Origin of the sequence: Halodurantibacterium daqingense (genome assembly GCF_042666235.1) — a bacterium.
Taxonomy (GTDB): Bacteria; Pseudomonadota; Alphaproteobacteria; order Rhodobacterales; family Rhodobacteraceae; genus Halodurantibacterium; species Halodurantibacterium daqingensis.
In genome coordinates this window covers 167719-191988 of record NZ_JBHTFQ010000002.1, presented here as the reverse complement: position 1 = coordinate 191988, position 24270 = coordinate 167719, and the positions used below count along the sequence as shown (strand labels likewise).

Here is a 24270-nt window from a genome sequence, read left to right as displayed (position 1 = left end):
CCTCTAAACCGTGTTCGTCATATTCCTGTCGCGCCGGTCCCGGCGCAGCCGCGGCAGGCGGATCTCGGCCATTGCCCCGGGCCGGTCGCTGCCGCCATAGATCGGCGCATCCAGCAGCTGCAATGTGCCGCCGTGTTCCTCGATGATCTTGCGCACGATGGCGAGCCCGAGCCCCGTGCCCTTTTCGCGCGTCGTCACATAGGGCTCGAACAGCCGGGCACGATCTTCCGGCAGGCCGATCCCGTTGTCGCAGACCTGGATCAGCAGATGATCCTCGTCCTCCTTGAAGGTGACGCGCACCTCCGGCTGATGGCCTGCAGGCGCGCCCTGCTCATAAAGGCTTTCGATCGCCTCGCCCGCGTTCTTGATCAGATTGGTCAGCGCCTGCGACATCATGGTGCCATCCACGTCCACCACCACCGGATCGGCCGGCAGGCTTGCCGTCAGCCGCGCCGCGCCCAGCGCGCCCTCCTGCAGGACCACCGCGTCACGCACCAGCCGCACGATGTCGTGGCTGCGCCGGTCGGGTTCAGGCATCCGCGCGAATTTGGAGAATTCGTCCACGATCCGCCGCAGATCGTTGGTCTGGCGGATGATGACATCGGTATACTGCTCCAGATCGGCGGCCTGATCGCCCAGCTGGCCGCGGAACTTGCGCTTGATCCGTTCGGCCGACAGCTGGATCGGCGTCAGCGGGTTCTTGATCTCATGGGCGATGCGGCGCGCAACATCCCCCCAGGCGGCCATGCGCTGCGCACTGACCAGATCGGTAACGTCGTCAAAGGCAATCACATAGCCTTCGGGGCCTGTGCCGTTGCCGCGCCGTTCCGCCATGCGCACCAGCAGGTTCTCAAGCCGCCCGCTGCGTGCAAGGCGCAGTTCTTCCTGTGCTGCGGCTGCCCCGCTTTCGGTCAGTCTCTGGAACAGCGGCGCGAATTCGGGGACCGCTTCGGCCAGCAACCGCCCCTCGGCCGCGTCGGCAAGATCGAGGATCCGCAAGGCCGAGCGGTTGACGAATTCGATCCGCCCCGCCGCATCCAGCCCGATCACCCCCGCCGTGACCGAGGACAGGACGGAATCGAACAGCCGCCGGCGCCCCTCGATCTGACGGGTGTTTTCCAGCAGCGCCTCGCGCTGGCGGGCAAGCTGCCGCGTCATCTGGTTGAACACCCGGCCCAAGGTGGCAATTTCATCATCGCCCTTTTCCTCGATCACCCGCTGGTTCAGGTCGCCTTCGCCCACCCGCTCGGCCGCGGCGGCAAGGCGGCCCACCGGACGGGCCAGCCGTTCCGCAAACCAGAGCCCCAGCCAGACCGCGGCAAGGATCAGGATCACGGCGAAACCCAGATACAGCAGGCCGAATTCGAACACGAGCCGGCCGCGTTCGCGTTCAAGCTGCTGATAAAGCCGCACGGTTTCCTGGGTTTCGTCCAGCAGGCTGAGGATCGAACCATCGACCGTGCGGGACACGAAAAGATAGCGGTCCACGAATTCGCCCAGCTTCAGCAGCGCCCGGAACTCGCTTGCGTCCCAGTCGTCGATGATGACCAGTTCGCCCGCATCGGCGCGGGCGATATCGTCCTGACCGGGGCGTTCATATCCGAACAGATAAGAGCGTTCGCCGCGGGCGCGGATCTCGCCGGCACCGTCGATCACGAAGGCCTCGCGCAGGCCGCGCTGGATCTGCGTCTGCCCCTGGGTCAGCAGTTGACGCAGATCGCCATCAGACAGGAAGCTGGTGGTGCGCTGCGCGACGTTCAGATATCCCGCCAACGCATAGGTATCCTGCGTCAGATCGCGCCGGTGTTCGCCCTCATAGGCCTGGGCCGCGGCAAGCGAATTGCCCACCACCTGCCGCACCCGGTCCGAAAACCACCCCTCGAGCCCGACATTGATGGTCAGCCCGGCAAAGATCGCCACAAGCACGGTCGGCACAAGGGCCACGCTGGCAAAGACGCCGGTCAGCCGCAGGTGCAGACGCGATCCTGCCGAGCGGCTGCGCCGATCCGCGATCATCCGTGCCACGCGCGCCATGACCAGCGCCGCCACCAGCAGCGCATAGATCAGGTCGGCCAGGATGATCATCCGCAACGCCGGAGAGGACACGCCCTGCCCGAACGGACCCAGCGCCATCAGCGTGGTCAATGCCAGAACCGGCCCCAGAAGCACGACTCCAAGGGTCACCGTGTTCTGGACGCGCCGCTGCCGCCGAAGCCGCGCCAGCCGTTCCCATGTCGCACTTCGTCCGGCCCGTTGCACCGGCACTGCCCTCAGTATTGGGTCGCTGTCGCGACCGACCGCCATATCGGGTGATCCTCAACCGGCTGACGCCGATTTGCCACGCCTTATGTTGCGGTTTTACATCAACTTGCGGCGGCGTGTCACGCGAATATCGAGGTCGGTAATCTTCTTGCGCAGCGTATTGCGGTTGATGCCAAGCAGATCGGCGCATTTGGCCTGATTGCCGGCGGTGGCATCCAGCGCGATCTCGATCAGCGGAAGCTCTACCTCGCGCAGGATCCGGGTATAGAGGCCCGGGGGCGGCAACTGCCCGCCGTGCAGATCGAAATACCGCTTGAGATGCCGCGCCACCGAGGCCGAGAGCTTTTCGCCCTCGCCGCCGCCGCGCAGGGGCTCCATTGCCGGCTGGTTGCCCAGAACGGCCTCGACCTCGGGACGGGTGATTTCCTCTTCCGGGCTGGTCACGACCAGACGGCGGATGGTGTTTTCAAGCTGCCGCACGTTCCCCGGCCAGCTGTAGGCGCGGATGAGATCCATTGCCGCGGGTGCAAACCGGCGCAGCGTCCCAGTGTCGCGTTCGGCCCGGGCCAGGAAATGCTCGGCCAGCAGCGGAATGTCATCGACCCGTTCGCGCAGCGAAGGCACGGTGATCGCCACCCCGCCCAGCCGGTAGAACAGATCCTGGCGGAACTGCCCCGCCTCCATCCGCCGCATCAGATCGGCCTGCGAGGTCGCCATGATCCGCGGCGCGTTGTCGCCCATCGTGTCCAGCATCCGCACGATCCGGGCCTGTGCCTCTTCGTCGTAATCGGCGACCTCGTCGAACACCAGGCTCCCGCCCCGGGCCTTGGCCAGCAGCTGCGCCGGACCGTCAGCCCCCGCCAGATCCGCCGCCGCTGCCACCACGAAGGGCAGGCTGCGCCGGTCGGAAAAATCGTGGATCGCGCGGGCGATCAGCGATTTCCCGGTGCCGCTTTCGCCGGTGACCAGCACGGGGATATCGGTATTCATCACCCGCGCCACCAGCCGATAGAGCGCCTGCATCGCCGCCGTCCGCCCCACCAGCGGCAGGTCATCGCCGGCTTCGCGCATCTCGGTCTTGCGCGGCGCGGCGCGGCGCTTGGTTTCAAGCGCCCGCGCGGCCCGCTTCATCAGATCCGGCAGATCGAAGGGCTTGGGCAGATAGTCATAGGCCTCGGCCTCGGCGGCCTGGATCGCGGTCATGATCGTGTTCTGCGCCGAGATCACGATCACCGGCAGGCCCGGGCGCACATCGCTGATCTTCGGCAGCATTTCCAGCCCGTTGCCATCGGGCATGATGACGTCGGAAATCACCAGGTCGCCCTTGCCCTCTTCCACCCAGCGCATCAGCGTCATCAGGCTTGAGGTGGCGTGCACCTTGCAACCGGCGCGCGTCAGGGCCTGCGTCAGCACCGTACGGATCGTGCGGTCGTCATCAGCGACAAGTACCGTTCCGTCCATCACTCAGACTCCTTCTCTTTGGGCACCAGCGGCAAGGAGACGCGGAAGACGGTGCGCCCGGGCACCGAATCCACCGCGATCCATCCGTCGTGGTCGGAAATGATCTTGGACACCAGCGCGAGGCCCAGCCCCGTGCCATTTTCGCGCCCGGAAACGAAAGGTTCGAAGATGTTGGCCGCGATTTCCGGCGGGATGCCCGGGCCGTCGTCGATGATCTCGACCGTCAGCGGCAGGGCGCGCCCGGTGCCGTCCTTCTGCCGCATCCGCAGCGAGATGTCGTAGAAGGTGCGCAGCCGGATCGTGCCCCCCTCGGGGCCGGCGGCCTCGGAGGCGTTCTTGAGCAGGTTGAGAAACACCTGCAGCAACTGATCGGCATCGGCCCAGGTCGGCGGCAGCGAGGGATCGTAATCCTCGACGATCTGCATACGCGCCGCAAACCCCATCCGGGCCGAGCGGCGCGCCCGGTCCAGCATGTCGTGGATGTTGACCGCGCGGCAATCCGGCGGGCGCAGGTTGCCGAACTGCTCGACCTGCTCCAACAGCTTCACGATCCGCCGCGTTTCCTCGACGATCAGGTCGGTCAGTTCCCGGTCGCTGCTGGAAAGGCCCATCGACAGAAGCTGTGCGGCGCCCGAAATGCCGGCCAGCGGGTTCTTGATTTCATGGGCGAGCATCTCGGCCATGCCGATCGCCGATTTTGCCGCCGACTTGACGGATGAGGCCCGGCCCAACCGCCCCGCAATTTCGCGCGGCGTGATCAACAGCAGCACGTTGCGCGGGGAATCGCTGATCGGGGCGATCTGGATGTTGCACAGCACCGGGGCCTTTTCGAAAGTTCCGACATCGACATCGTTGATGAACAGCGCCGACTGGTTGATGCGCACCCGCGCCACCGCCTCGGTCATTTGCGCATCCACCAGAATCCGGTCGAAGGCCGGCTGCCCCGCAAGGGTGCGCGACGAGGCGTTCAGGAACAGCTCGGCCGCGGGATTGATCTCGAACAGCCGGTCATCGCCGTCGATCAGGAAGGCCGGGATCGGCAGCGATGTCCAGATGACGCCAGGGATCGGCACCGCGTTCATGCCGCAAGCCTTTCGTCAAAGGCACATGGCAGGCGGCGCAGCACCGCCGCGGGATCGGCCAGGGTCAGCAACTCCTGCCGCAGGGCCGACGCCGTTCCGGCCGCATCGCAATACCAGCCCAGATGCTTGCGCGCGGTGCGAAGGCCCAGATCGGCACCATAGAAGGACAGCATCGCCTCGTAATGCCCGGCGACAAGATCGCCAAGCGCCGCGCCTTCCGGCACCTGCGGACGGGCTGAGCTGAAAAGATCCGCCCCCACCTGCGCCAGAAGCCAGGGCCGCCCCTGCGCGCCACGCCCGATCATCACGCCATCCGCCCCCGAAAGCGCCAGCGCCCGGCCGGCGGCGCGGCTGTCGGTGATATCGCCATTCGCCACAACCGGGATCTTCACGGCCTCTTTCACCCGGCGGATCGCGGCCCAGTCGGCGCGACCCTTGTAGAACTGGCAGCGAGTGCGGCCGTGGATGGTGATCATCTGCGCGCCGGCGGCCTCGGCCCGGACGGCAAGGTCGGGCGCGTTCATCAGATCGTCGTCCCAGCCAAGCCGGGTCTTGAGTGTCACCGGCACCTTCACCGCGCCCACCACCGCATCGATCAGCCGCAGCGCATGGTCAAGATCACGCAGAAGCGCCGATCCGGAATAGCCGTTCACCACCTTCTTGGCCGGGCAGCCCATGTTGATGTCGATGAGCCGGGCCCCCTGCGCCTCGGCCATCCGCGCGGCCTCGGCCATCCAGTGCGGTTCGCGCCCGGCAAGCTGCACGGCGGTGCGCGCGCAGCCAAGACCAAGCTCGAGCCGGGCCCGCGCCTTGGCTGAAGGCCGGGCCGTCACCAATTCCTGGCTTGCGACCATTTCCGACACCACCAGCCCCGCCCCGAACCCCGCCACCAGGGTGCGGAACGGCAGATCGGTGATTCCCGCGAGGGGCGCCAGAAAAACCGGCGGCGTCAGCGTCATCTCTGCCAGCTTAATGGACAACTGATTAATCCTTGTGCGCTTGCCTCAGTGGGTAGGCTGTTCCCTCGGGATTGGCAACGCCGCTCATCGCAGGATCGCGTGCGAAAACCGCGCCTGCTCAAAATTTGGGCGCTCCCTGTGATCTTTGCGGCAGCATTGTCTCTGACATTCGCATCTTCTAGACAGATCGGGCGCCAGAGGACAGCCCATGACCGTCACCGCCATCATTCTTGCCGCAGGCCGCGGCACCCGCGCCGGAGGAGAGATTCCCAAGCAGTGGCAGGAGCTTGCCGGCCAGCCGGTGGTCGCCCACAGCATTGCGGCCTTTCGGCGCGCCGGTGTCGGACGGATCGTTCTGGTCCTGCACCCCGAGGATCGCGCCCGTGCCGCCGGCCTTGCCGAGGGGGTGCAGATCGTCCCAGGCGGAGCCACGCGCAGCCAGTCGGTGCGCAATGCGCTCGAGTCGCTGGTGTCCGATCCGCCCTGCCATGTGCTGATCCATGATGGCGCCCGTCCGCTTGTTTCCGCCCGCGTGGTCGGCCGCGTGCGCGCGGCACTTGAAAACGGCCCAGCCGCTGCCCCGGCCGTGCCGGTGACCGATGCGCTCTGGCGTGGCGAGGAGGGCCGCGTGGCAGGGGTCGTGCCGCGTGACGGGCTCTGGCGGGCGCAGACGCCGCAGGGCTTTCATTTCGATGCGATCCTTGCGGCCTATCGCGCCCATCCGGGCGAGGCCGCCGATGATGTGGCCATCGCCCGGGCCGCGGGGCTTGACGTGACGATCGTCGAGGGCGAGGAAGACAATCTCAAGATCACGCTGCCCGCCGATTTCGCGCGGGCGGCGCGACTGGTGAAGGAGCATGCGATGGATATCCGGCTGGGCAACGGGTTTGACGTGCACCGCTTCGGCCCCGGCGACGGCGTATGGCTGTGCGGGGTGAAGGTGCCGCATCCGCGCGGGCTTCAGGGCCATTCGGACGCCGATGTGGGGATGCATGCCCTGACCGATGCGATCTATGGCGCCCTGGCCGAAGGCGATATCGGTCAGCATTTCCCGCCCAGCGATCCGCAGTGGAAAGGCGCCGAAAGCCACATCTTCCTGCGCCATGCCGCGGGGCGCGCGGCGGCGCGCGGCTTTCGCATCGCCAATGCCGATGTCACCCTGATCTGCGAACAGCCCAAGGTCGGCCCCCATGCCGAGGCGATGCGCGCCGCACTGGCGGCGATCCTCGGGATTGGCATCGACCGGGTCAGCGTCAAGGCAACGACCAGCGAACGCCTTGGCTTTACCGGGCGCGAGGAAGGCATCGCCGCCATCGCCACCGCCACCCTGGTATCGGCATGAGCCGCCTGATCGCCACCCTGTTCGGCATCGGCTATCTGCGGCCCGGGCCCGGCACATGGGGATCGGCCGCGGCGATCGCCCTGGCCTATCTGCTGCATGTCGCGGGCGGGTTTCCGCTGCTTGCCCTCGCAACGGTCGGGCTGTTCGGTCTCGGCTGGTGGGCCACCGAACGCGAGACCCGGGGCAAGGCCGATCACGACCCGTCCGAGATCGTGGTGGATGAGGTTGTCGGCCAATGGATCGCGCTGTGGCCGCTGTCGTTCGGAATGTGGCATATCGGCGCCGACCCGTGGATCTTTCCCTATCCCGGCTGGATCGGCGCCTTTGTCATGTTCCGGCTGTTCGACATCTGGAAACCCGGCCCCGTCGGCTGGGCGGACCGCCGCAAGGGGCCGATGGGGGTGATGCTGGACGACGTGATCGCGGGCATGCTTGCGGCGCTTGTGGTCATGGCCGCGGCGCTTCTGTCGCATGGGGTGCTGATGCGATGACGGTGGCGGCGCTTCTGGACCGCGCGCGCAGCCTTGGGCTGCGTATCGCAACGGCCGAAAGCTGCACCGGCGGAATGGTCTCCGCCGCGCTGACCGAAGTGCCGGGATCTTCCGACGTGTTCGAGCGCGGCTTTGTCACCTATTCCAACGCCGCCAAGCAGGAGCTTCTGGGCGTGGCCAGTGCAACGCTTGCCGCCCATGGCGCAGTGTCCGAAGAGGTGGCACGGGAAATGGCCGAGGGCGCGCTGCGCCATTCGCAGGCCGATCTTGCCGTGTCGATCACCGGCATCGCCGGGCCGGGCGGGTCGGAGCACAAACCCGAAGGCCGCGTCTGCTTTGGCCTTGCCCGCCACGACGGCCCGACCCGGACATTGACCGTGGAATACGGCGCAAGGGGTCGCGCGCTGGTGCGGCAGGCTGCCTGCCAGGAGGCGCTGACCCTTCTTGCCGGCGCCCTCGATGACGGTCAGGCCAGGGGCGGGCGGGCGCCGTAAAGTGCCACCGCGCGACGCTCGAAGGCGCGCACGATCCGCTGCATCGCATCGTTGAAGACAACGCCGATAATGCCCTGAAGGATGGCATTGCGAAATTCGAAATCCACGAAGAACTCCACTTCGCAGCCGCCCTCGATATCGGCGAACTGCCAATGGCTCTTCATGTATTTGAACGGCCCGTCCAGATATTCGGTGTCGATTCGCTTGCGCCCGGGCCAAAGGGTGACGCGGCTGCCGAAACGTTCGCGGAACACCTTGAACGAGATGACTAGGTCGGCCTCCATCACCTCTCCACCCTCGATCGGCGTCCGCGACCGGATCCGCGCCGCCGAGTTCCAGGGCAGAAACTGCGGATAGCGCGCGACATCCGCCACCAGGTCGTACATCTCTTGCGCGGAATAGGGCAGCTTGCGCTTTTCGGTATGGGTCGGCATGAGGCCCCCGGGACTGTTCAAGGTGGCCCGCGTTCTCGTATGATGCGGCTGCGAAATCAAGGGGCGGATATGTCAACGAGACCTTATGTCATAGATCAGATGATCTCGGCCAAGGCGATTGCGGCGCGGGTCGAGGCACTGGCAGCCGAGATCACGGCGCATTTCAGCGGCACCGACAAGCTGGTCGTCGTGGGGCTTCTGCGGGGGTCGTTCGTGTTCATCGCCGATCTGGTGCGCGAACTTGACCTGCCGGTCGAGGTCGATTTCCTCGAAGCCTCGAGCTATGGCGACGCGATGAGTTCCAGCCGCGAGGTCCGGATCCTGAAAGACCTGCGCGGCGAAATCGCCGGCCGCGATGTGCTGGTGGTCGAGGATATCGTGGATACCGGCTTCACGCTCAAGCATGTGGTGGCGCTGTTGCAAAGCCGCGAGCCGGCGCGCCTTGAGGTCTGCGCCCTGCTGGACAAGCCGTCGCGGCGCGAGGTGGACATGCGCGCCACCTGGACCGGCTTTACCATCCCCGATGAATTCGTCGTGGGCTATGGCATCGACTTTGCCCAGCGCAACCGCAACCTGCCCTTCATCGGCAAGGTAAGGTTTCTGGAATGAACCTGATCTGGCTTCTGCGCGCCGCGCGCTGGGCCCGGAACCCGCCCTCGGCCAAGCGGGTGAAGCTGGTGCTGGGCATCATCGCCTTCTGTCTGTTCATCGCGGGGCTGGAACTGATCTGGGGCTGGCCCGAATGGCTGACCGTGCCGAACCCCAGCGGCGGCGCGCGGCGGTTCACGCCCTGAGCGCGGCTGCCCGGTGCGGCGCCACAACCGGCGATGGCGGCGGTGACGGGTTTGTGAAGCAGCAGAGATCCGCCCCCGGGTTTGCCCTTCAGCGCCCGAGGTGCTAGCGTTTCCCCGTGTTCCCGCCCTCACCGGGCCCGAAAGCGCCAGAAAGGAAGTGCCATGAAGTGCCTTTGCAGCCTGTCCCTGTTTGCCGCCCTTGCCCTGGCCGGCCCGGTTGCCGCGCAGGATCTGCCACCCGAGGTTGTAGCCCGCAAGGCGCAGTTCAAGGAACTTCAGGATCATCTTGCGGTGCTGGGCAACATGGCGCGCGGCACGGCCCCCTACGATGCCGGGGCCGCCGACCAGGCCGCGCGGGCGATCTCGGAGGTCGCGGCGCGCGATCAATCGGGGCTGTGGCCCGAAGGGACCGACAGCGCCAACCTTGCCGGAACGCGCGCGCTTCCCGCGATCTGGGAGAATCCCGAAGACTTCGCGGCGCGGTTCGAGGGCCTGCGCCTGGCGGCCGGGCAGATGGAGGCCGCCGCCGGCCGCGACCTTGCCGCGCTGCAGGGCGAGATCGGCAACCTCTCGGGCGCCTGTGGCGCCTGTCACCGGCCCTTCCGCGCGCCGGAGTAATTCCGCGTGGATTTCAAACGCAAACGGCGGCCGTGGCGGCTGCTGCGGCTGATCCAGGCGCTGATCGTTCTGGGGCTGATCCTTGGCGCCACCGCGCTTTGGGTCGCCCGCCCGGTGCCCCTGCCCGATGATCACTTCGCAGGCCTGACCGGCGACGCGGCGCGGGGCGAGACTGTCTTCTGGGCCTCGGGCTGCGCCTCCTGCCACGCGGAAGAAGGCGCCGAGGGCGACGCGCGGCTGATCCTGACCGGAGGGCGTCAGTTCGTTTCGGATTTCGGAACCTTCGTGGCGCCCAACATATCGTCGGACCCGGTCTACGGGATCGGCGGCTGGACAGTGCAGGATCTGGGCAATGCGGTTCTGCGCGGGGTCGCACCGGACGGCCGGCACTATTACCCCGCCTTCCCCTATGCCAGCTATGCGCGCATGACGCCGCAGGATCTGGTCGATCTGCATGCCTTCATGGCCACATTGCCCGCCAGCAATCGCCCGAACGAGGGGCATGATCTTGCCATGCCCTTCGCCTTCCGCCCCGGCATCGGACTCTGGAAGCGATTTGTGGCCCATGATGAAGGCTGGGTCGTCACCGACGCGCTGTCGCCCCAGGAGAAGCGCGGCCGCTATCTGGCCGAGGGGCTGGCCCATTGCGGCGAATGCCACACGCCACGCACCGCGCTGGGCGGACTTGATCGGAGCCGCTGGTTCGCAGGCGCCCCCAATCCTTCGGGCGAGGGGCGCATCCCGAACATCAGCCCCGCCCTGCTGCGGTGGTCCGAGGAAGACCTTGTGGCCTATTTCACCTATGGGCTCACCCCGGATTTCGACAGCGCCGGAGGCAGCATGACCGATGTGATCCACAACCTCGCGCGGCTTCCCGAAAGCGATCGCGCGGCCATCGCGGCCTATCTGCAGAAGGTGAGGCCGGTGCAGTGAGGTGAGCGCCTGCGCAGCGTCCCGGCGCCTTGTGTGCCCGCCAGCGCCGGTTTCCCTGGCTCCCCGTCAAAGGCACGCGCCAACGTCAGGGTCGCGCGCGACCCAAGAACGGACTGTGTGCAGCAGTGCCGGAAGCGCCGGTTCTGCGGCAGCAATGCTCCCGACCCGAGGAAGATCCCACGGGGCCCGGACGTTGCCCTTCGCGCCCCTGGTGCCCCGGCCCATGCCGCGATGCCTCAGGGCTGCGAGCGATCCCATTGACGGCGCCGAGAGTTCCCGGGCACCCGTTGGCGCCGCAGCCAACCGGACCTGCACCCTGTCCAGGCGGCGTCACCGCAAAGCACAGCCGCCGGTTGGTCTCCGCCGATGACAACGATGGTGTGACGCCCGTCTGCGAAAGCCGGGCGATCGCGGCCTGCCGCCCCCGGCCTCAGGCGGTGCCGAGCTTCGCCAGCCGCGCCGCGCGAAGCCGGGCGAAATCGTCACCGGCATGATAGCTCGACCGCGTCAGGGGCGTGGCCGACACCATCAGGAATCCCTTGCCATAAGCAGCGCGTTCGTAGCCCTTGAATTCCTCGGGGGTAACAAAACGATCGACCCGGTGATGGCGTGGCGTCGGTTGCAGATACTGGCCAATGGTCAGAAAATCGACATCGGCGGCGCGCATGTCATCCATCACCTGCAGCACCGACTGCCTGTCCTCGCCAAGGCCGACCATGATGCCGGATTTGGTGAACATGGTGGGATCAAGCTCTTTCACGCGTTGCAAGAGGCGCAGTGAATGGAAATAGCGCGCACCCGGCCGCACCTCGGGGTAAAGCCCGGGAACGGTTTCGAGATTGTGGTTGAACACATCCGGCCGCGCCGCCACCACGATTTCCAGCACGGCGGGATCGCATTTGAGGAAGTCCGGCGTCAGCACCTCGATCGTCGTGTCGGGCGACCGGTGGCGGATGGCACGGATCGTCTGGGCAAAATGCTCTGCCCCGCCATCTTCAAGGTCATCACGGTCCACCGAGGTCACAACGACGTGGTTCAGCCCCAGCTTTGCCACCGCATGGGCCACGCGCCCCGGCTCGAAGGCATCAAGCGTCTGCGGCTTGCCGGTGGCCACGTTGCAGAAGGTGCAGCCACGGGTGCAGATCTCGCCCATGATCATCATGGTGGCGTGACCCTGGCCCCAGCATTCGCCGACATTCGGGCAGCCAGCCTCTTCGCAGACGGTGACAAGGCGGTTTTCGCGCATGATGTCGCGCGTCTTCTTGTAACCCTCGGATACCGGCGCCTTGACGCGAATCCAGGACGGCTTCTTGGGCTGTTCGCTGACCGGGCGATGCGCCTTTTCCGGGTGGCGCTGGTCGGGTATCTTGAGATCGCGCAAGGGTTTTCCCCCATGGTTGCGGGCTGTCACTGACCATAAGCCCTTCGATGCGGAAGGGCAACATCGCTCAGGCGGGGGGCGGGCAGACCCTCTGCGCATGGTCCAGCAGTTCGGCGGCGGCGGTTCGCACCACCTCGGCCAATGCCGCGAACCAGCCGTCGTCGGTGGTGGCCGCGCGGCGCACGATGACGATCTCACGGGCGGGCTCGGGCGCAGCAAAGCGCAGAACCCGCATTTCGGGCGCCGCCGCCTCTTCCGAGCGCAGGGCGATTTCGGGCAGGAAGGTCAGGCCGAAGCCCTGGGCAACCAGCCCGCACAGCGTCGACAGCGACGAGGCGCCAAGATCGATCCGCGTCTGCCGGCGATCCAGCGCGCAGACCTCAAGCGCCTGATCGGCAAGGCAATGCCCTTCGTCCAGCAGCAACAGCTGTTCGGGATCAAGCGTCACAGGGCGCAGATGCTCGCTCACCCCCGCAAGCCCGCGCAGACGCGTGGCCGACCCGGCAAGCAGGAACCGGTCCTGAAACAGCGGCAGGATCGTGCGGTCGGGCGCATCCGCAGGGCGCGCGATGATCACCGCGTCAAGTTGGCCCGCATCCAACGCCGCAAGCAACTGGCCCGTCTGGGCTTCGCGCACGCGCAGGTCACGGGTCAGATCCGCGCCCCGCAGCCCCGTCAGTACCAGCGGCAGAAGATAGGGCGCGACCGTGGGGATCACACCCAGGTTCAGCCGCCCGAGAAGCCCCTGCCGCCGTGCGGCGGCTTCGAGTTCGTGGGTTTCCGACAGGATGCGGCCGGCGCGCGCCAGAACTTCCCGCCCCACGCGGGTCAGCCGGATGTCGCGCGGACGCCGCTCGACCAGGTTTGCATTCAGGGTCAGCTCCAGTTCCTTGATCTGCATCGACAGCGCCGGCTGCGTCACATGCATCCGTGCGGCAGCACGACCAAAGTTGCCTTCCTCGGCCAGTGCCTGAAAATAGGCCAGTTGCTTGAGCGTCACCCTCATAAGACCAACTTATCGTTCCCGTAAGAAAATACGATTTATATTTATTCTAAAGCAGGGGCATAGTCACGCCGGATTCGGAACAAGAACAAGCAAGGAGGGTTACCCCGTGACCAAGCGACTGACCACAACCGCCGGCGCGCCGATCGCCGACAACCAGAACAGCCTGACCGCAGGCCCCCGCGGCCCGGTGCTGCTCGAGGATTACCAGCTTCTCGAGAAGCTCGCCCACCAGAACCGCGAGCGGATCCCCGAGCGCGTCGTGCACGCCAAGGGCTGGGGCGCCTATGGCACCTTTACCGTCACCAACGACATCACGAAATATACCCGCGCCAGCATCTTCGCCGAGGTCGGCAAGAAGACCGAACTGGTCGCGCGCTTCTCGACCGTTGCGGGCGAACTGGGCGCCGCCGACCATGAACGCGATGTGCGCGGCTTTTCGGTGAAGTTCTACACCGACGAAGGCAACTGGGATGTGGTGGGGAACAACACCCCGGTCTTCTTCGTGCGCGATGCCTACAAGTTCCCCGATTTCATCCACACGCAGAAGCGCCACCCCAAGACCAACCTGCGTTCCGCCACCGCGATGTGGGACTTCTGGAGCCTCAGCCCGGAAGCCATCCACCAGGTGATGATCCTGATGTCGGACCGCGGCCTGCCGCAGACGCCCATGCACATGAACGGCTATGGCAGCCATACCTATTCCTTCTGGAACAAGGATGGCGAGCGGTTCTGGGTCAAGTTCCACTTCAAGACCCTGCAGGGCCACGCCCACTACACCAACCGCGAGGCCGAAGAAATCATCGGCCGCACCCGCGAGGGCTACCAGGAAGCCCTGTTCGGCGCGATCGAGAAGGGCGACTTCCCCAAATGGAAGCTCTGCGTGCAGATCATGCCGGAACTGGACGCCGAAAAGACGCCCTACAACCCGTTCGACCTGACCAAGATCTGGCCGCACAGCGACTACCCGCTGATCGAGGTCGGCATCATGGAGCTGAACCGCAACCCCGAAAACTACTTCGCCGAGATCGAGCAGGCCGCCTTCAGCCCGTCGAACAAGGTGCCCGGTGTCGGCTTCTCGCCCGACAAGATGCTGCAGGCCCGCGTGTTCAGCTATGCCGATGCGCACCGCTATCGCCTGGGCACCCATTACGAGGCCCTGCCCGTCAACGCCCCGCGCTGCCCGGTTCATCACTACCACAAGGACGGGAACATGAACTTCTTCGGCCAGCGGACCGGGCATCTCGATGCCTATTACGAGCCGAACTCGTTCGCCGATTCGGCCAAGGAGGATCCGAGCGTCGCCGAGCCGCCGCTGCGGATTTCCGGTGATGCGGCCCGCTACAACCACCGCGAAGGCAATGACGACTACAGCCAGCCGCGGGCGCTTCATGACAAGGTGATGAACGAGGAACAGCGTCAGCGCCTCTATCAGAACATCGCCGAAGCCATGCAGGGCGTGCCGGACGAGATCATCGAGCGGATGCTGGGCCACTATGCATTGGTCACGCCCGTTTTTGCCGATGGCGTTCGCGCCGCACGCGCAACCCTGAACGGATCGCTTGCCGCCGCCGAGTAACTGCGCGGTTGCAATGAAACGGCCCGCCAGATCCTCTGGCGGGCCGTTCTTATTGAAGCCGCGTCAGCCAATCAGCGGTGCGGCAAGGCCGCCGTTTTCCTCGTAGTGGCGGCGCAGGCGCTGCAGCGCGATCCGCAGCACGATCTTGCCCGACCGCGCCGACCAGCCCAGCCGCCGTTCCGCCTGTTCCAGCCCTTCGAGATAGCAGCAGCAGCGCAGGACCATGTCCCCCAGGCCCGGCCCCAGATCACGCAGCGCAGCGGCCACCCGGTCGCGGGCAGCACGAGGCCCCTGCGCCGGCCCCGATCCGGGCTGGAACCCGCCCCTGTCGCCCCCGGTCAGGAACCGGTCCCAGTTCTGCGCCACGCGCGGCCCCATCTGCGCAAGTTCGAAATCCTCGCGCAGCCTTTCGCCCGCTGCCACCAGATCCGGCGTGAGGAAGGGCACGCCGTCCTTGTCGCGCCGACGCGCCAACACCGCCACCGGGCTTTCCGCAAGGTTGTAGCGGATGCGGCGCGGTGCCTCGCCCGGCCGCTCCTGAACCAGCTTTTCCTCCCAGACGCGGTGCTGATCTGCAAAGGGCATCGCCGCCTCGGCGCATCCCGCCGCCGGCTCCTGCGCGAGCAACCGGCGCAGTTCCGCCCGGCCCGCCGCCGTGATCTCGTAGGTCGCAACCCGGCCCGTGCTGCGGCAGGTGATCCAGTCCTTCAGCGCGAAAGCCTCGGCGGTGGCACGGGGGACAACCGCAATGCGCGCCGTCACTCCGTCCGGCATTTCCCGCAGCACGGCCGCCTTGTCCATGTTCGGTGCAATGGCCAGAACCGCGCCCGGCTCGCACAGCCGGCGCAAGACCCGACGCGCCTCCTGGGCAAGGGTGACATCATCGGAAACGTGCTGTTCGGGGCGGAAGGCTGCGGTCATGGGCGGGATGTCCTTGTTGTTCGGGATCGTCTTGCCTGCGGCACGCGCGCGCCCCAGGCGGGCAAGCGCCTCGTCGACCAGAGGGTCGTCGCGACGGTTTTCAAAGCGGCGCACCTGGCGCATCACGGTCGAGGCATGGCACCCCTCGCGTCGGGCCAGCGCCCGCAGCGAAAGCCCGTCCTCGGTATGCGACAGGTACAGGCGGACAGCATCCGGCAGCCATCCGGGTAAGGGAGCGTGGGTTCGTTGTGCCGTTGCCATGGGTTCTGCTACTGCCTCCTTCCAGCGGACTCGGTGCCGAAGTTGGTTAACAACCAATCGCAGCAAACCTTACCTGCCGGTTAATAATCGAACAGTTCCCGATAATTGGGGGTAATTCCTAAACTCTTCTGAAAGGAGCGCGCGCTAACTCACCGCAAAATGCAACACCCGCTTGGGTTGAGTCATCCTGACCAGCAACAGTCAAAGCGTGAGGATGACATGAGCCAACTTGGAACAACTGCCTTCGACGGAACCGATGTCCTGGACACGCTGCAGTCGCTGAGGCGTCCCCGGCTGCTGATCCGGGCGGCGCGGGCGGGAATGACCGAGTATCGGCGCGACCGCGACCTGCGCAAGCTGCTGCGCATGGCCGCGCTGCCCGCCCCGGCGCGGGCACTGGACCTTCTGCTGCACGAAGAGGCGCGCCTGAACCAGATCCGCACCAGCGGTGACGCCTGTTACAATGTCGCGCGACATGTTCTTGTGATGATTGCCATTCTTGGAGAAGCGCGGCTTCTGCCCCGCCCGGTCATCGCTGCCGCCGGCCTCATCTAGCGGACGCCGCCTGGCCGATCATTCGTGACGCCCGGAGCGGCCTAATCCCTATTGCGTGCGAGGGCTCGCGGGCTTAAAGACCGGCCATGACACAGATCGCCCATGACCGCCTTCTCATCATCGACTTCGGCAGCCAGGTGACGCAGCTCATCGCGCGCCGCCTGCGAGAGCTGAACGTCTATTGCGAAATCCATCCGTTCAACAAGGTCGATGACGCCTTCCTGCGCGACTTCGGCGCACGGGCAGTGATCCTGTCGGGCGGTCCGGCCAGCGTGACCGAGGCCGCAAGCCCGCGGGCGCCGCAAAGCCTTTTCGATCTGGGGCTGCCGGTGCTGGGCATCTGCTATGGCCAGCAGGTGATGATGGAGCAGTTGGGCGGCAAGGTGGAATCCGGCCATCACCGCGAATTCGGCCGGGCCTTTGTGGAGCCTGCTTCGGGCCATCGTGGCGACGGGATCTTTGCCGGTCTGTTCGCGGCCGGGCGTGAAGAAGTCTGGATGAGCCACGGTGACCGGGTCACGACCCTGGCCCCCGGCTTCGAGGTGATCGGCACCTCGCCCAATGCGCCGTTTGCGATCGTCGGCGACGAAAGCCGCCATTTCTACGCCGTTCAGTTCCACCCCGAGGTGCATCACACCCCGAACGGGCGCGTCCTGCTGCAGAACTTCGTGCGGCTCGCCGGCTTCACCGGCGACTGGACGATGGGCGCCTACAAGGACGAGGCGATCCGCAAGATCCGCGAACAGGTGGGCGATGCCCGCGTGATCTGCGGCCTTTCGGGCGGCGTCGACAGTTCGGTCGCCGCCGTACTGATCCACGAGGCAATCGGCGATCAGCTGACCTGCGTCTTCGTCGATCACGGGCTGATGCGCCAGAACGAGGCCGAGGAAGTCGTGGCCATGTTCCGCGACACCTATAACATCCCCCTGATCCACGCCGACGAGGCCGACCTTTTCCTTGGCGCGCTGGAGGGCGTGTCGGACCCGGAGGTGAAGCGCAAGACCATCGGGCGACTGTTCATCGAGGTGTTCGAGAAGCACGCCAAATCGGTGGGCGGCGCCGAGTTCCTCGCCCAGGGCACGCTTTACCCCGACGTGATCGAAAGCGTCAGCTTTTCGGGCGGGCCGTCGGTCACGATCAAGTCGCACCACAACGTGGGCGGACTTCCCGAAAAGATGGGCATGAAGCTGGTCGAACCGCTGCGGGAACTCTTCAAGGACGAGGTGCGCGCGCTGGGGCGCGAACTTGGTCTGCCCGCGCATTTCATCGGCCGCCACCCCTTCCCGGGGCCGGGCCTCGCCATTCGTTGCCCCGGCGAAATCACGCGCGAGAAGCTGGAGATCCTGCGCAAGGCGGATGCGGTCTATATCGACCAGATCCGCAAGCACGGGCTTTACGATGCCATCTGGCAGGCCTTCGTGGCGCTGCTGCCGGTGCGCACCGTCGGCGTGATGGGCGACGGACGCACCTATGACTACGCCTGCGCCCTGCGTGCCGTCACCTCGGTGGACGGGATGACCGCCGATTACTATCCCTTCACGCACGAGTTCCTGGGTGAAACCGCCACCCGGATCATCAACGAGGTGAAGGGCATCAACCGCGTCACCTATGACATCACCTCGAAACCACCCGGAACGATCGAGTGGGAGTGATTCCAGGCCATCGAACAGCGCCGATTTACGCTGAACAACGATCCAGCCAACTGGCAACAAAACAACCCTTTCCCATGCCTATCGACATCTGTCGGTGGGCATGAATCACCTCCGGCAGCCTGGCTGACGGGCCCCATTGATCAACCGGAAAAACGAAAGCACCGTCACGAGCCTCATTACTCCTGACGGTGCTTTCTTGATCCGAGATGCCGAGCAAAAAGGGATTCTGCGCAACTGGCCTCCAGAAACCGCGTGACGGCGCTTCCGCGAGGAAGCGCGGGCATGTTTTCGATCCGGTTGTCCCGGGGCATCGTGGAAAAACCACAGCCATGCGTGCACATTCCACATAGCCAAAGCGCGAAAATTCCGGATCCATGCCGAAGACAATCATGCCGTCCATTGCCACCATGTCCGGTCAACCCGATCTGGGCACTTCCTTTATCACCTCGTAGGTTTGAAGCTCGCCTTTCATCCGGTCCCCCCAGTCTGTCAGGAACGCCATCGTCTCCGCCCTTTCAAGATGGGCTGTCAGCGCCTGCTGATCCCGCCAGCGCTCTGCGACCAGAAAGCGTCCTGTTGGCCTGTCATCCAACGTGATGCCATAAAACAGACATCCCTCTTCAGCTTTCGTGCTGAGACTGATCGTGCGAAGGTCGCGGACGAAAGTGTCGACGTCAAGCGGATCGATGTGGATGTACCCCATGAGAATGAGCATGTCGGCATCCCCCTATTCAGTTGCCGACGGTCAGCACGATCTTTCCCCGGATATGGCCCCTGGCGGCCCGTTCATGCGCCTGGCGTGCCTCGGCAAGCGGATAGATGCTGTCGATGACGACTCGGATCGTTCCATCACCGAGCAGGCGGGCAAGCTCCGTCAGTTGAGCGCCGCTGGAACGGACCTGGGTCGTGGAGACCGTGATGCCCCGTTGTTCGGCGTCCTCGGCATCTGCAAAACCAAGCGGGTAGACGGGGAACAAGGCTCCTCCCCGCTTCAGGGTCCGAAGGAAACGGCCCGTTGTCGGACCACCCAGCGCATCGACCACAAGATCGAGATCCCGGGCGACGTCTTCGGGAGGGGTCTTGGTGTAATCGATGAACTGGTCGGCACCGAGGTCGCGCAGGATGGCCTCATGTCCGCCTGAGGCTACGGCAATGACCCGCGCGCCCTTCAGCTTGGCCACCTGCACCGCGAAGTGCCCGACGCCGCCTGCGGCCCCGTTGACCAGCACCGTCCTGCCCTCAAGCGGGACCGGTTGATGCGGGCTTGGCTGCAGCGGGTTCGGCGCGCTGTGCCCGAGGTCCACCATGAACTGCCAGGCGGTGAGCAGCGACATCGGGGCTGCGGCGGCATGGATGTGGTCGATGCCGGCGGGCTTCAGCGCAAGCTCCGACGCCGGCACGCTGACATATTCCGCATAGGCCTTGCTTTCCCCGACGCTGAAGAACCGCACCATGGAATAGACTTCGTCGCCGACGGAAAAGTCCTGAACATCCTCGGCAACCGCCTCCACGATTCCGGCAATGTCCGTTCCCAATACGAGGGGAAAATCCACCTGCGGCCGCCATTCCGGCGGCAGGGCCCTGTAGCCGTCGCGCAGGTACCAGTCGGGCGGATTGATCCCGATGGCATGGACGCGAACCAGAACCTCGCCCGGCTCCAGCACCGGCTTCGGTGCATCTTCGTATTGCAGGACGTCCGGGCCGCCGAAGGCATGAATCCGCACGGCTTTCATTGTTTCATTCGACATGGCTTTGTCCTTTAGAAGCAAGCGTGCTACAGCTGGAGCACTGCTCCGCATTATGTGGAGCGATGCCCCGATTAAACGGGGCACCGCTCCATTTGTCAAGTTGATATCATGAGATCAGACGCCCGAAAGAACTACGACCATATCCTCGCCGTCGCGCGCGACCTTCTTTCCGGCGACGGCGGGGATGCGTCGCTGCGGGACATCGCCCGCAAGGCGGGAGTTGGCGACGGGACGCTGCATCGCCACTTTCCCACGCGCGAAGCCTTGCTGGAGGCCCTGCTCCGCACGCGCTTCGATGAACTGACCTTGAAGGCCGGAGAACTTGCCCAGTGGGACCAAGCCGACGAGGCTCTGTTGCGCTGGCTGCGCGAGGCGATCGCCGTGACGCACAGCTACAAGGGCGTCATCGCGCCGATGGTTGCCGCCATCGCCGACGAGACTTCCGCCCTGCATTCCTCATGTGTCGATCTGCGCCAGGCGGGAGCCGAGCTTCTGCGACGGGCGCAAGCCAAGGGTCTGGCACGGCAGGACATGGACGGAAACGATCTCTTTGCCCTGATCAGCGCCCTGGCGTGGCTTGCCGATCAGCCTCCGCTCGTACCGCGTGCGGATCACCTCTTCGACATCATATCGGACGCCATTCTTCCGGGGCGAACCGGCGGCGTTCCTGAAAACCCGCGCCTGTAAGCGGCCTGAGAAGATCTGCTGGGCGTCTAATCGGGCTTATGTCGGAGACTTGCGGCGCGCTCCGGACCGGCCGCGCGATAACGCAGCCCGTCAACCAGAAGTGCCACGAGCCGGCGAGCGGCAGAAGGATCTCCGTTGCTTGACGGCATGCACAGGCTCGCAACGGCGCGCAAGAGATCATAGGGATTTGCATCCGGCCGGATTTCTCCGGCGGTGACGGCCGCGTCGAGCAACCTTTGCAGTGCGGGCTCAAACCGGCTGTCGAAATAGGCCGGCAAAGCCTCAAACGCCGGGTCGCCCGAATGCAGGGCGGCAGCAAGTCCACGCTTGGCAACGATGAAATCGACATAACGTTGCATCCAGCGATCGAGCGCCTCCCCCGGAGGAAAGGCTGCCGCGAGACTGGCCGCGGCGTCGGCGCAGGCATCAACCTCACTGCGAAACACTGCTGCAATCAGATCCGAGCGCTGCGGAAAGTTGCGATAGATGGTCCCGACGCCGACACCTGCCTTTTCGGCGATCTCGCGCATCGGTGCCTCGACACCGGATGTGGCGAACACGTCCCGTGCCGTGCGCACCAGTGTCTCCATATTGCGCTGCGCATCGGCGCGCAGGGTCCGTTCCGACGGTCTGCCCGGCATGACTCTCAGAAACTCCTCGATAGGCGCTTGCTAAACGGAACACCGTTCCGTATATAGGCGGAAGATTGTTCCGCTTAATACCTCTCCTGACCTCGGAAAGCGAGCGAGAAAGAAGGATTCCATCATGTCGGACGAGCGCGTTGCTCTCGTTACGGGCGCCACTCAAGGCATCGGCCTCCAAATAGCGAAGGACCTGGTTGCAAAAGGACTGACGGTGATTGTCGGCGCGCGCGTCCTTGAAAAGGGCGAGAAGGCGGTGCAGGACATCGGAGCGGGAGCCCACGCCATCCAGCTCGACGTCACGGATGAAGCTTCGATCGCTCAGGCGGCGGCTCTCATCCGCTCCAGGTTTGGCCGCCTTGACATCCTGATGAACAATGCCGGGATCTCACGGGCGAAGCCGAACCAGGACTTCGCAGACGCTGTCAGGACGAACCTGCTGACTGACGCGCCTCTTGACGAGATCCGGACGGTGTTCGAGACCAATGTGTTCGGCGTCATTGCCGTGACGCAAGCGATGCTTCCGCTTCTGCGCGAGTCGCCTGCGGGCCGTATCGTCATCACCGGCAGTTCTGGCGCATCGCTGACGCTCAACTCCGACCCCGCCAACGCGCATCGGCGGATGTTCGGCAATTACTCCGCGTCAAAGGCAGCGGCGCATGCCGTGATGCTGGCCCTTGCGCTGGCGCTCGAAGGAACGAACATCAAGGTCAATGCCGCCTGCCCCGGCTTCACCTCGACCGCGCTCAACAACTTCAACGGCACGCGCAGCGTGGAGGAGGGCGCGCGCGAGCCGGTGCGGCTTGCCCTGATCGGCGACGACGGACCCACCGGAACCTTCTCGGATGAAAATGGAACCGTGCCTTGGTGACGACGCTGCTCTCAAGAAGCCGAGCCGTGACGGCAACCAACTCCAAGGATATGGAATGCGAGTTTTTCTGACCGGCGCGACCGGCTTCATCGGTTCGGCGATCGTGCCCAATCTGCTTGACGACGGACACGAAGTCCTGGGACTTGCGCGGTCGGAACCGTCTGCCGAGCTCTTGCGGCAAGCGGGTTGCGATGTTCTGAAAGGCGATCTACGCGATCTGGAGAGCTTGCGCCGGGGCTCACAGCAGGCCGATGCCGTCATTCACACGGCCTTCGATCATGATTTCTCCCGCATGGCCGACAACTGCGAGATGGACCGGGTCGCAATCGAGGCCATGGGCAGTGCCCTTGCCGGAACAGGCAAACGGTTCATCGTGACGTCGGGCCTGCCGCCCTTGATGGGACGGGTGTCAACCGAGACCGACATTCTGCCGCCCGGCGCCCATGGTATGCCGCGCGTGTCGGAGCAGGTGGCCATGGCGCTGATCGACAGCGGGGTCAGCGTGTCGGTCATCAGGATGCCGCAGGTCCACGATCGGAACCGGCAGGGATTTGCCTCCTACCTGATGGATCATGCGCGCCGACAGGGTGTCTCGGCCTATGTGGGCGGCGGGCAAAACCGCTGGCCGGCAGTCCATCGGCTCGACGTTGCCCGGCTATACCGCCTTGTCCTCGACAACGGCGTAAACGGCGAACACTACCATGCGGTGGGCGAAGAAGGTGTCGCGGTCCGCGACGTTGCCGAAGCGATCGGCAGACGGCTGGGCGTGCCTGCGATCTCGCTTTCGGAAGAGGAATCGGCGACACACTTTGGCTGGCTCGATCGGATCGCGAGAATGGACGTTCCCGCGTCCAGCGTTCTGACCAGGCAGCACTTGGCTTGGCACCCCCTGCAGAAGGCCGGCCTTGTCCAGGACATTCTGGACTCTCTCTGAACGAAGGCCTGCCCCCTTGGAGCACCATGGCGCGAATGGAGACCGTGACCATGCCAGGCCTGCGCCCAAACCCCGGTGCGCCACGTTGCGAGAATCATGTTCAAGATCGGCGCGCAGCGGCAGGTCGAAAGGCCGGCGCAGGTATGGCTGAGCCGGGCAACGCCGGCTCGCGCAGACCCGCAAGGCGTTTCCGACGGGTTGACTTTCGGCCCGCAGAGGGAAAGCCTGCCTCCGCCCACCGAGGAGGGGTATTTCATGCCGCAAAGCCAGATCCTGCCTGCGCCCACCGATCTCTTGCGCGCGGCGCTCTGGATGATGGGCTCGGTCGCGTCCTTCTCCTCGATGGCGGTTGCGGCGCGCGCCTTGTCCAGCGATCTCGATACATTCGAGATGATGCTCTACCGCTCGATCATCGGGATCGGCCTGGTGGTGCTTGTCGGCGGCGGTGCAGGCACGTTGCGCCAGATCTCCGTCCGGTCATTCCACCTGCAGCTCTTGCGCAACATGTTCCACTTCACCGGGCAGAACCTCTGGTTCTGGGCCATCACCATGCTGCCGCTCGCACAGGTCGTGGCGCTTGAGTTCACCTCGCCGCTCTGGGTGATCCTGCTGGCACCGCTGCTTCTGGGCGAACGGATCACACGCGCGCGGGTGGGTGCGGCGGCGCTTGGCTTTGTCGGCATCCTCATCGTGGCACGCCCCGACTTCAGGGCACTCGACCCGGCCATCCTCGCGGCGGCCGGGGCGGCTGTCGGCTTTGCCGGCTCGGCCGTCTTCACCAAGGTGTTGACCCGCAGCGAGTCGATCACCTGCATCCTGTTCTGGCTGGTCGGCCTGCAGGCGGTCTTCGCGCTTGTCATGGCCGGAATGGACGGTGCCATCGCCTGGCCTCGGCCCGAAAACTGGCCCTGGATCGCGGTCATCGGGGCCGCGGGGCTGGTGGCCCACTTCTGCCTGACGCGCGCCCTGGGCCACGCGCCTGCCCTTGTCGTCATCCCGATGGATTTCATCCGCCTGCCGCTGATCGCGCTGATCGGCGCGGTGCTTTACAGCGAAAGCCTCGAATGGCCGGTGCTCCTGGGCGCGCTGATCATTCTGACCGCGAACCTGCTGAACATGCGCGCCGAGGCGCGCCGAAAGGGTCGCACGACCTGACCTTACGCTGGG

General features: G+C 65.4%; 26 protein-coding genes. 14 read left to right on the top strand and 12 right to left on the bottom strand.

Translation table 11 applies throughout. The features are described from left to right. Positions 1–3 precede the first annotated feature (3 nt). From ACFQXB_RS04345 to dusB, 4 genes are all read right to left on the bottom strand, one after another. Positions 4–2259: a sensor histidine kinase NtrY-like gene (locus ACFQXB_RS04345; protein WP_377400719.1), complete on the bottom strand. Its 2256-nt coding sequence runs from the start codon at positions 2257–2259 to the stop codon at positions 4–6. A 99-nt stretch (positions 2260–2358) separates the two neighbouring features. Further along, positions 2359–3723 (bottom strand): response regulator, encoded by a 1365-nt coding sequence (locus tag ACFQXB_RS04340; protein WP_377399689.1) that lies wholly within the window; start codon positions 3721–3723, stop codon positions 2359–2361. Further along, positions 3723–4805, bottom strand: coding sequence for a two-component system sensor histidine kinase NtrB (locus tag ACFQXB_RS04335; RefSeq protein ID WP_377399686.1), 1083 nt, complete (start codon positions 4803–4805; stop codon positions 3723–3725). The genes ACFQXB_RS04340 and ACFQXB_RS04335 overlap by 1 nt, the downstream gene beginning before the upstream one ends. Beyond that, the gene (gene dusB, locus ACFQXB_RS04330) at positions 4802–5764 is read right to left on the bottom strand and encodes a tRNA dihydrouridine synthase DusB (RefSeq protein WP_377400716.1); all 963 of its coding nucleotides are present in this window, start codon (positions 5762–5764) and stop codon (positions 4802–4804) included. Before dusB ends, ACFQXB_RS04335 begins: the two co-directional genes overlap by 4 nt. A gap of 208 nt (positions 5765–5972) precedes the next feature. Between dusB and ACFQXB_RS04325 the strand changes: the two genes are divergently transcribed. Genes ACFQXB_RS04325 through ACFQXB_RS04315 form a run of 3 tightly spaced genes read left to right on the top strand, consistent with a single transcriptional unit; the run spans position 5973 to position 8091 of the window. After that, entirely contained in the window at positions 5973–7106 is a 1134-nt protein-coding gene (locus tag ACFQXB_RS04325; RefSeq protein ID WP_377399683.1) for a bifunctional 2-C-methyl-D-erythritol 4-phosphate cytidylyltransferase/2-C-methyl-D-erythritol 2,4-cyclodiphosphate synthase, read from the top strand. Then, positions 7103–7597, top strand: a complete 495-nt coding sequence (locus ACFQXB_RS04320; protein ID WP_377399680.1) for a phosphatidylglycerophosphatase A family protein — start codon at positions 7103–7105, stop codon at positions 7595–7597. Before ACFQXB_RS04325 ends, ACFQXB_RS04320 begins: the two co-directional genes overlap by 4 nt. Next, positions 7594–8091, top strand: coding sequence for a CinA family protein (locus ACFQXB_RS04315; RefSeq protein ID WP_377399677.1), 498 nt, complete (start codon positions 7594–7596; stop codon positions 8089–8091). Before ACFQXB_RS04320 ends, ACFQXB_RS04315 begins: the two co-directional genes overlap by 4 nt. Here the strand turns inward: ACFQXB_RS04315 and ACFQXB_RS04310 are convergent. Beyond that, positions 8064–8525 (bottom strand): type II toxin-antitoxin system RatA family toxin, encoded by a 462-nt coding sequence (locus ACFQXB_RS04310; protein ID WP_377399674.1) that lies wholly within the window; start codon positions 8523–8525, stop codon positions 8064–8066. The two genes, ACFQXB_RS04315 and ACFQXB_RS04310, sit on opposite strands and share 28 nt — an antisense overlap. 69 nt (positions 8526–8594) lie before the next feature. On the opposite strand from ACFQXB_RS04310, the gene hpt reads away from it, so the two are divergent. From hpt to ACFQXB_RS04290, 4 genes are all read left to right on the top strand, one after another. Then, positions 8595–9134 carry a hypoxanthine phosphoribosyltransferase gene (gene hpt, locus ACFQXB_RS04305; protein WP_377399671.1) on the top strand — a complete coding sequence of 180 codons (540 nt, stop codon included), beginning with the start codon at positions 8595–8597 and terminating at the stop codon, positions 9132–9134. Next, positions 9131–9319: a hypothetical protein gene (locus tag ACFQXB_RS04300; protein ID WP_377399668.1), complete on the top strand. Its 189-nt coding sequence runs from the start codon at positions 9131–9133 to the stop codon at positions 9317–9319. Before hpt ends, ACFQXB_RS04300 begins: the two co-directional genes overlap by 4 nt. Positions 9320–9481: 162 nt before the next feature. Continuing rightward, entirely contained in the window at positions 9482–9937 is a 456-nt protein-coding gene (locus ACFQXB_RS04295) for a c-type cytochrome (protein ID WP_377399665.1), read from the top strand. 6 nt (positions 9938–9943) lie between these two features. Next, complete coding sequence (locus ACFQXB_RS04290) at positions 9944–10870, top strand: c-type cytochrome (RefSeq protein ID WP_377399662.1); 927 nt, start codon at positions 9944–9946, stop codon at positions 10868–10870. 430 nt (positions 10871–11300) lie between these two features. Here ACFQXB_RS04290 and lipA read toward each other — a convergent pair whose 3' ends face one another. Continuing rightward, positions 11301–12251: a lipoyl synthase gene (gene lipA / locus ACFQXB_RS04285; protein WP_377399659.1), complete on the bottom strand. Its 951-nt coding sequence runs from the start codon at positions 12249–12251 to the stop codon at positions 11301–11303. 67 nt (positions 12252–12318) lie between these two features. Continuing rightward, positions 12319–13257 carry a hydrogen peroxide-inducible genes activator gene (locus ACFQXB_RS04280; protein ID WP_377399656.1) on the bottom strand — a complete coding sequence of 313 codons (939 nt, stop codon included), beginning with the start codon at positions 13255–13257 and terminating at the stop codon, positions 12319–12321. 106 nt (positions 13258–13363) lie between these two features. On the opposite strand from ACFQXB_RS04280, the gene ACFQXB_RS04275 reads away from it, so the two are divergent. Then, positions 13364–14833: a catalase gene (locus ACFQXB_RS04275; protein ID WP_377399653.1), complete on the top strand. Its 1470-nt coding sequence runs from the start codon at positions 13364–13366 to the stop codon at positions 14831–14833. A 63-nt stretch (positions 14834–14896) separates the two neighbouring features. On the opposite strand, the gene ACFQXB_RS04270 is transcribed toward ACFQXB_RS04275, so the two are convergent. Beyond that, positions 14897–16015: a DUF6456 domain-containing protein gene (locus ACFQXB_RS04270; RefSeq protein ID WP_377399650.1), complete on the bottom strand. Its 1119-nt coding sequence runs from the start codon at positions 16013–16015 to the stop codon at positions 14897–14899. Between the two features lie 219 nt (positions 16016–16234). On the opposite strand from ACFQXB_RS04270, the gene ACFQXB_RS04265 reads away from it, so the two are divergent. Further along, positions 16235–16570 (top strand): DUF6477 family protein, encoded by a 336-nt coding sequence (locus tag ACFQXB_RS04265; protein WP_377399647.1) that lies wholly within the window; start codon positions 16235–16237, stop codon positions 16568–16570. 86 nt (positions 16571–16656) lie between these two features. After that, positions 16657–18222 (top strand): glutamine-hydrolyzing GMP synthase, encoded by a 1566-nt coding sequence (guaA, locus tag ACFQXB_RS04260; protein WP_377399644.1) that lies wholly within the window; start codon positions 16657–16659, stop codon positions 18220–18222. Between the two features lie 25 nt (positions 18223–18247). Here the strand turns inward: guaA and ACFQXB_RS04255 are convergent, their stop codons facing one another. Genes ACFQXB_RS04255 through ACFQXB_RS04245 form a run of 3 tightly spaced genes read right to left on the bottom strand, consistent with a single transcriptional unit; the run spans position 18248 to position 19970 of the window. Beyond that, positions 18248–18622: a hypothetical protein gene (locus ACFQXB_RS04255; RefSeq protein WP_377399641.1), complete on the bottom strand. Its 375-nt coding sequence runs from the start codon at positions 18620–18622 to the stop codon at positions 18248–18250. 15 nt (positions 18623–18637) lie between these two features. Next, positions 18638–18937 carry a putative quinol monooxygenase gene (locus ACFQXB_RS04250; protein WP_377399638.1) on the bottom strand — a complete coding sequence of 100 codons (300 nt, stop codon included), beginning with the start codon at positions 18935–18937 and terminating at the stop codon, positions 18638–18640. Between the two features lie 16 nt (positions 18938–18953). Next, complete coding sequence (locus tag ACFQXB_RS04245) at positions 18954–19970, bottom strand: NADP-dependent oxidoreductase (protein ID WP_377399635.1); 1017 nt, start codon at positions 19968–19970, stop codon at positions 18954–18956. 108 nt (positions 19971–20078) lie between these two features. On the opposite strand from ACFQXB_RS04245, the gene ACFQXB_RS04240 reads away from it, so the two are divergent. Next, positions 20079–20657 carry a TetR/AcrR family transcriptional regulator gene (locus ACFQXB_RS04240; protein ID WP_377399632.1) on the top strand — a complete coding sequence of 193 codons (579 nt, stop codon included), beginning with the start codon at positions 20079–20081 and terminating at the stop codon, positions 20655–20657. 26 nt (positions 20658–20683) lie between these two features. On the opposite strand, the gene ACFQXB_RS04235 is transcribed toward ACFQXB_RS04240, so the two are convergent. After that, positions 20684–21247: a TetR/AcrR family transcriptional regulator gene (locus ACFQXB_RS04235; protein ID WP_377400713.1), complete on the bottom strand. Its 564-nt coding sequence runs from the start codon at positions 21245–21247 to the stop codon at positions 20684–20686. Positions 21248–21422: 175 nt separating this feature from the next. On the opposite strand from ACFQXB_RS04235, the gene ACFQXB_RS04230 reads away from it, so the two are divergent. From ACFQXB_RS04230 to ACFQXB_RS04220, 3 genes are all read left to right on the top strand, one after another. After that, the gene (locus ACFQXB_RS04230) at positions 21423–22169 is read left to right on the top strand and encodes an SDR family NAD(P)-dependent oxidoreductase (RefSeq protein ID WP_377399629.1); all 747 of its coding nucleotides are present in this window, start codon (positions 21423–21425) and stop codon (positions 22167–22169) included. Positions 22170–22224: 55 nt separating this feature from the next. Further along, entirely contained in the window at positions 22225–23103 is an 879-nt protein-coding gene (locus ACFQXB_RS04225; RefSeq protein WP_377399626.1) for an SDR family oxidoreductase, read from the top strand. 255 nt (positions 23104–23358) lie between these two features. Continuing rightward, positions 23359–24258 carry a DMT family transporter gene (locus tag ACFQXB_RS04220; protein ID WP_377400711.1) on the top strand — a complete coding sequence of 300 codons (900 nt, stop codon included), beginning with the start codon at positions 23359–23361 and terminating at the stop codon, positions 24256–24258. Positions 24259–24270: the final 12 nt, after the last annotated feature.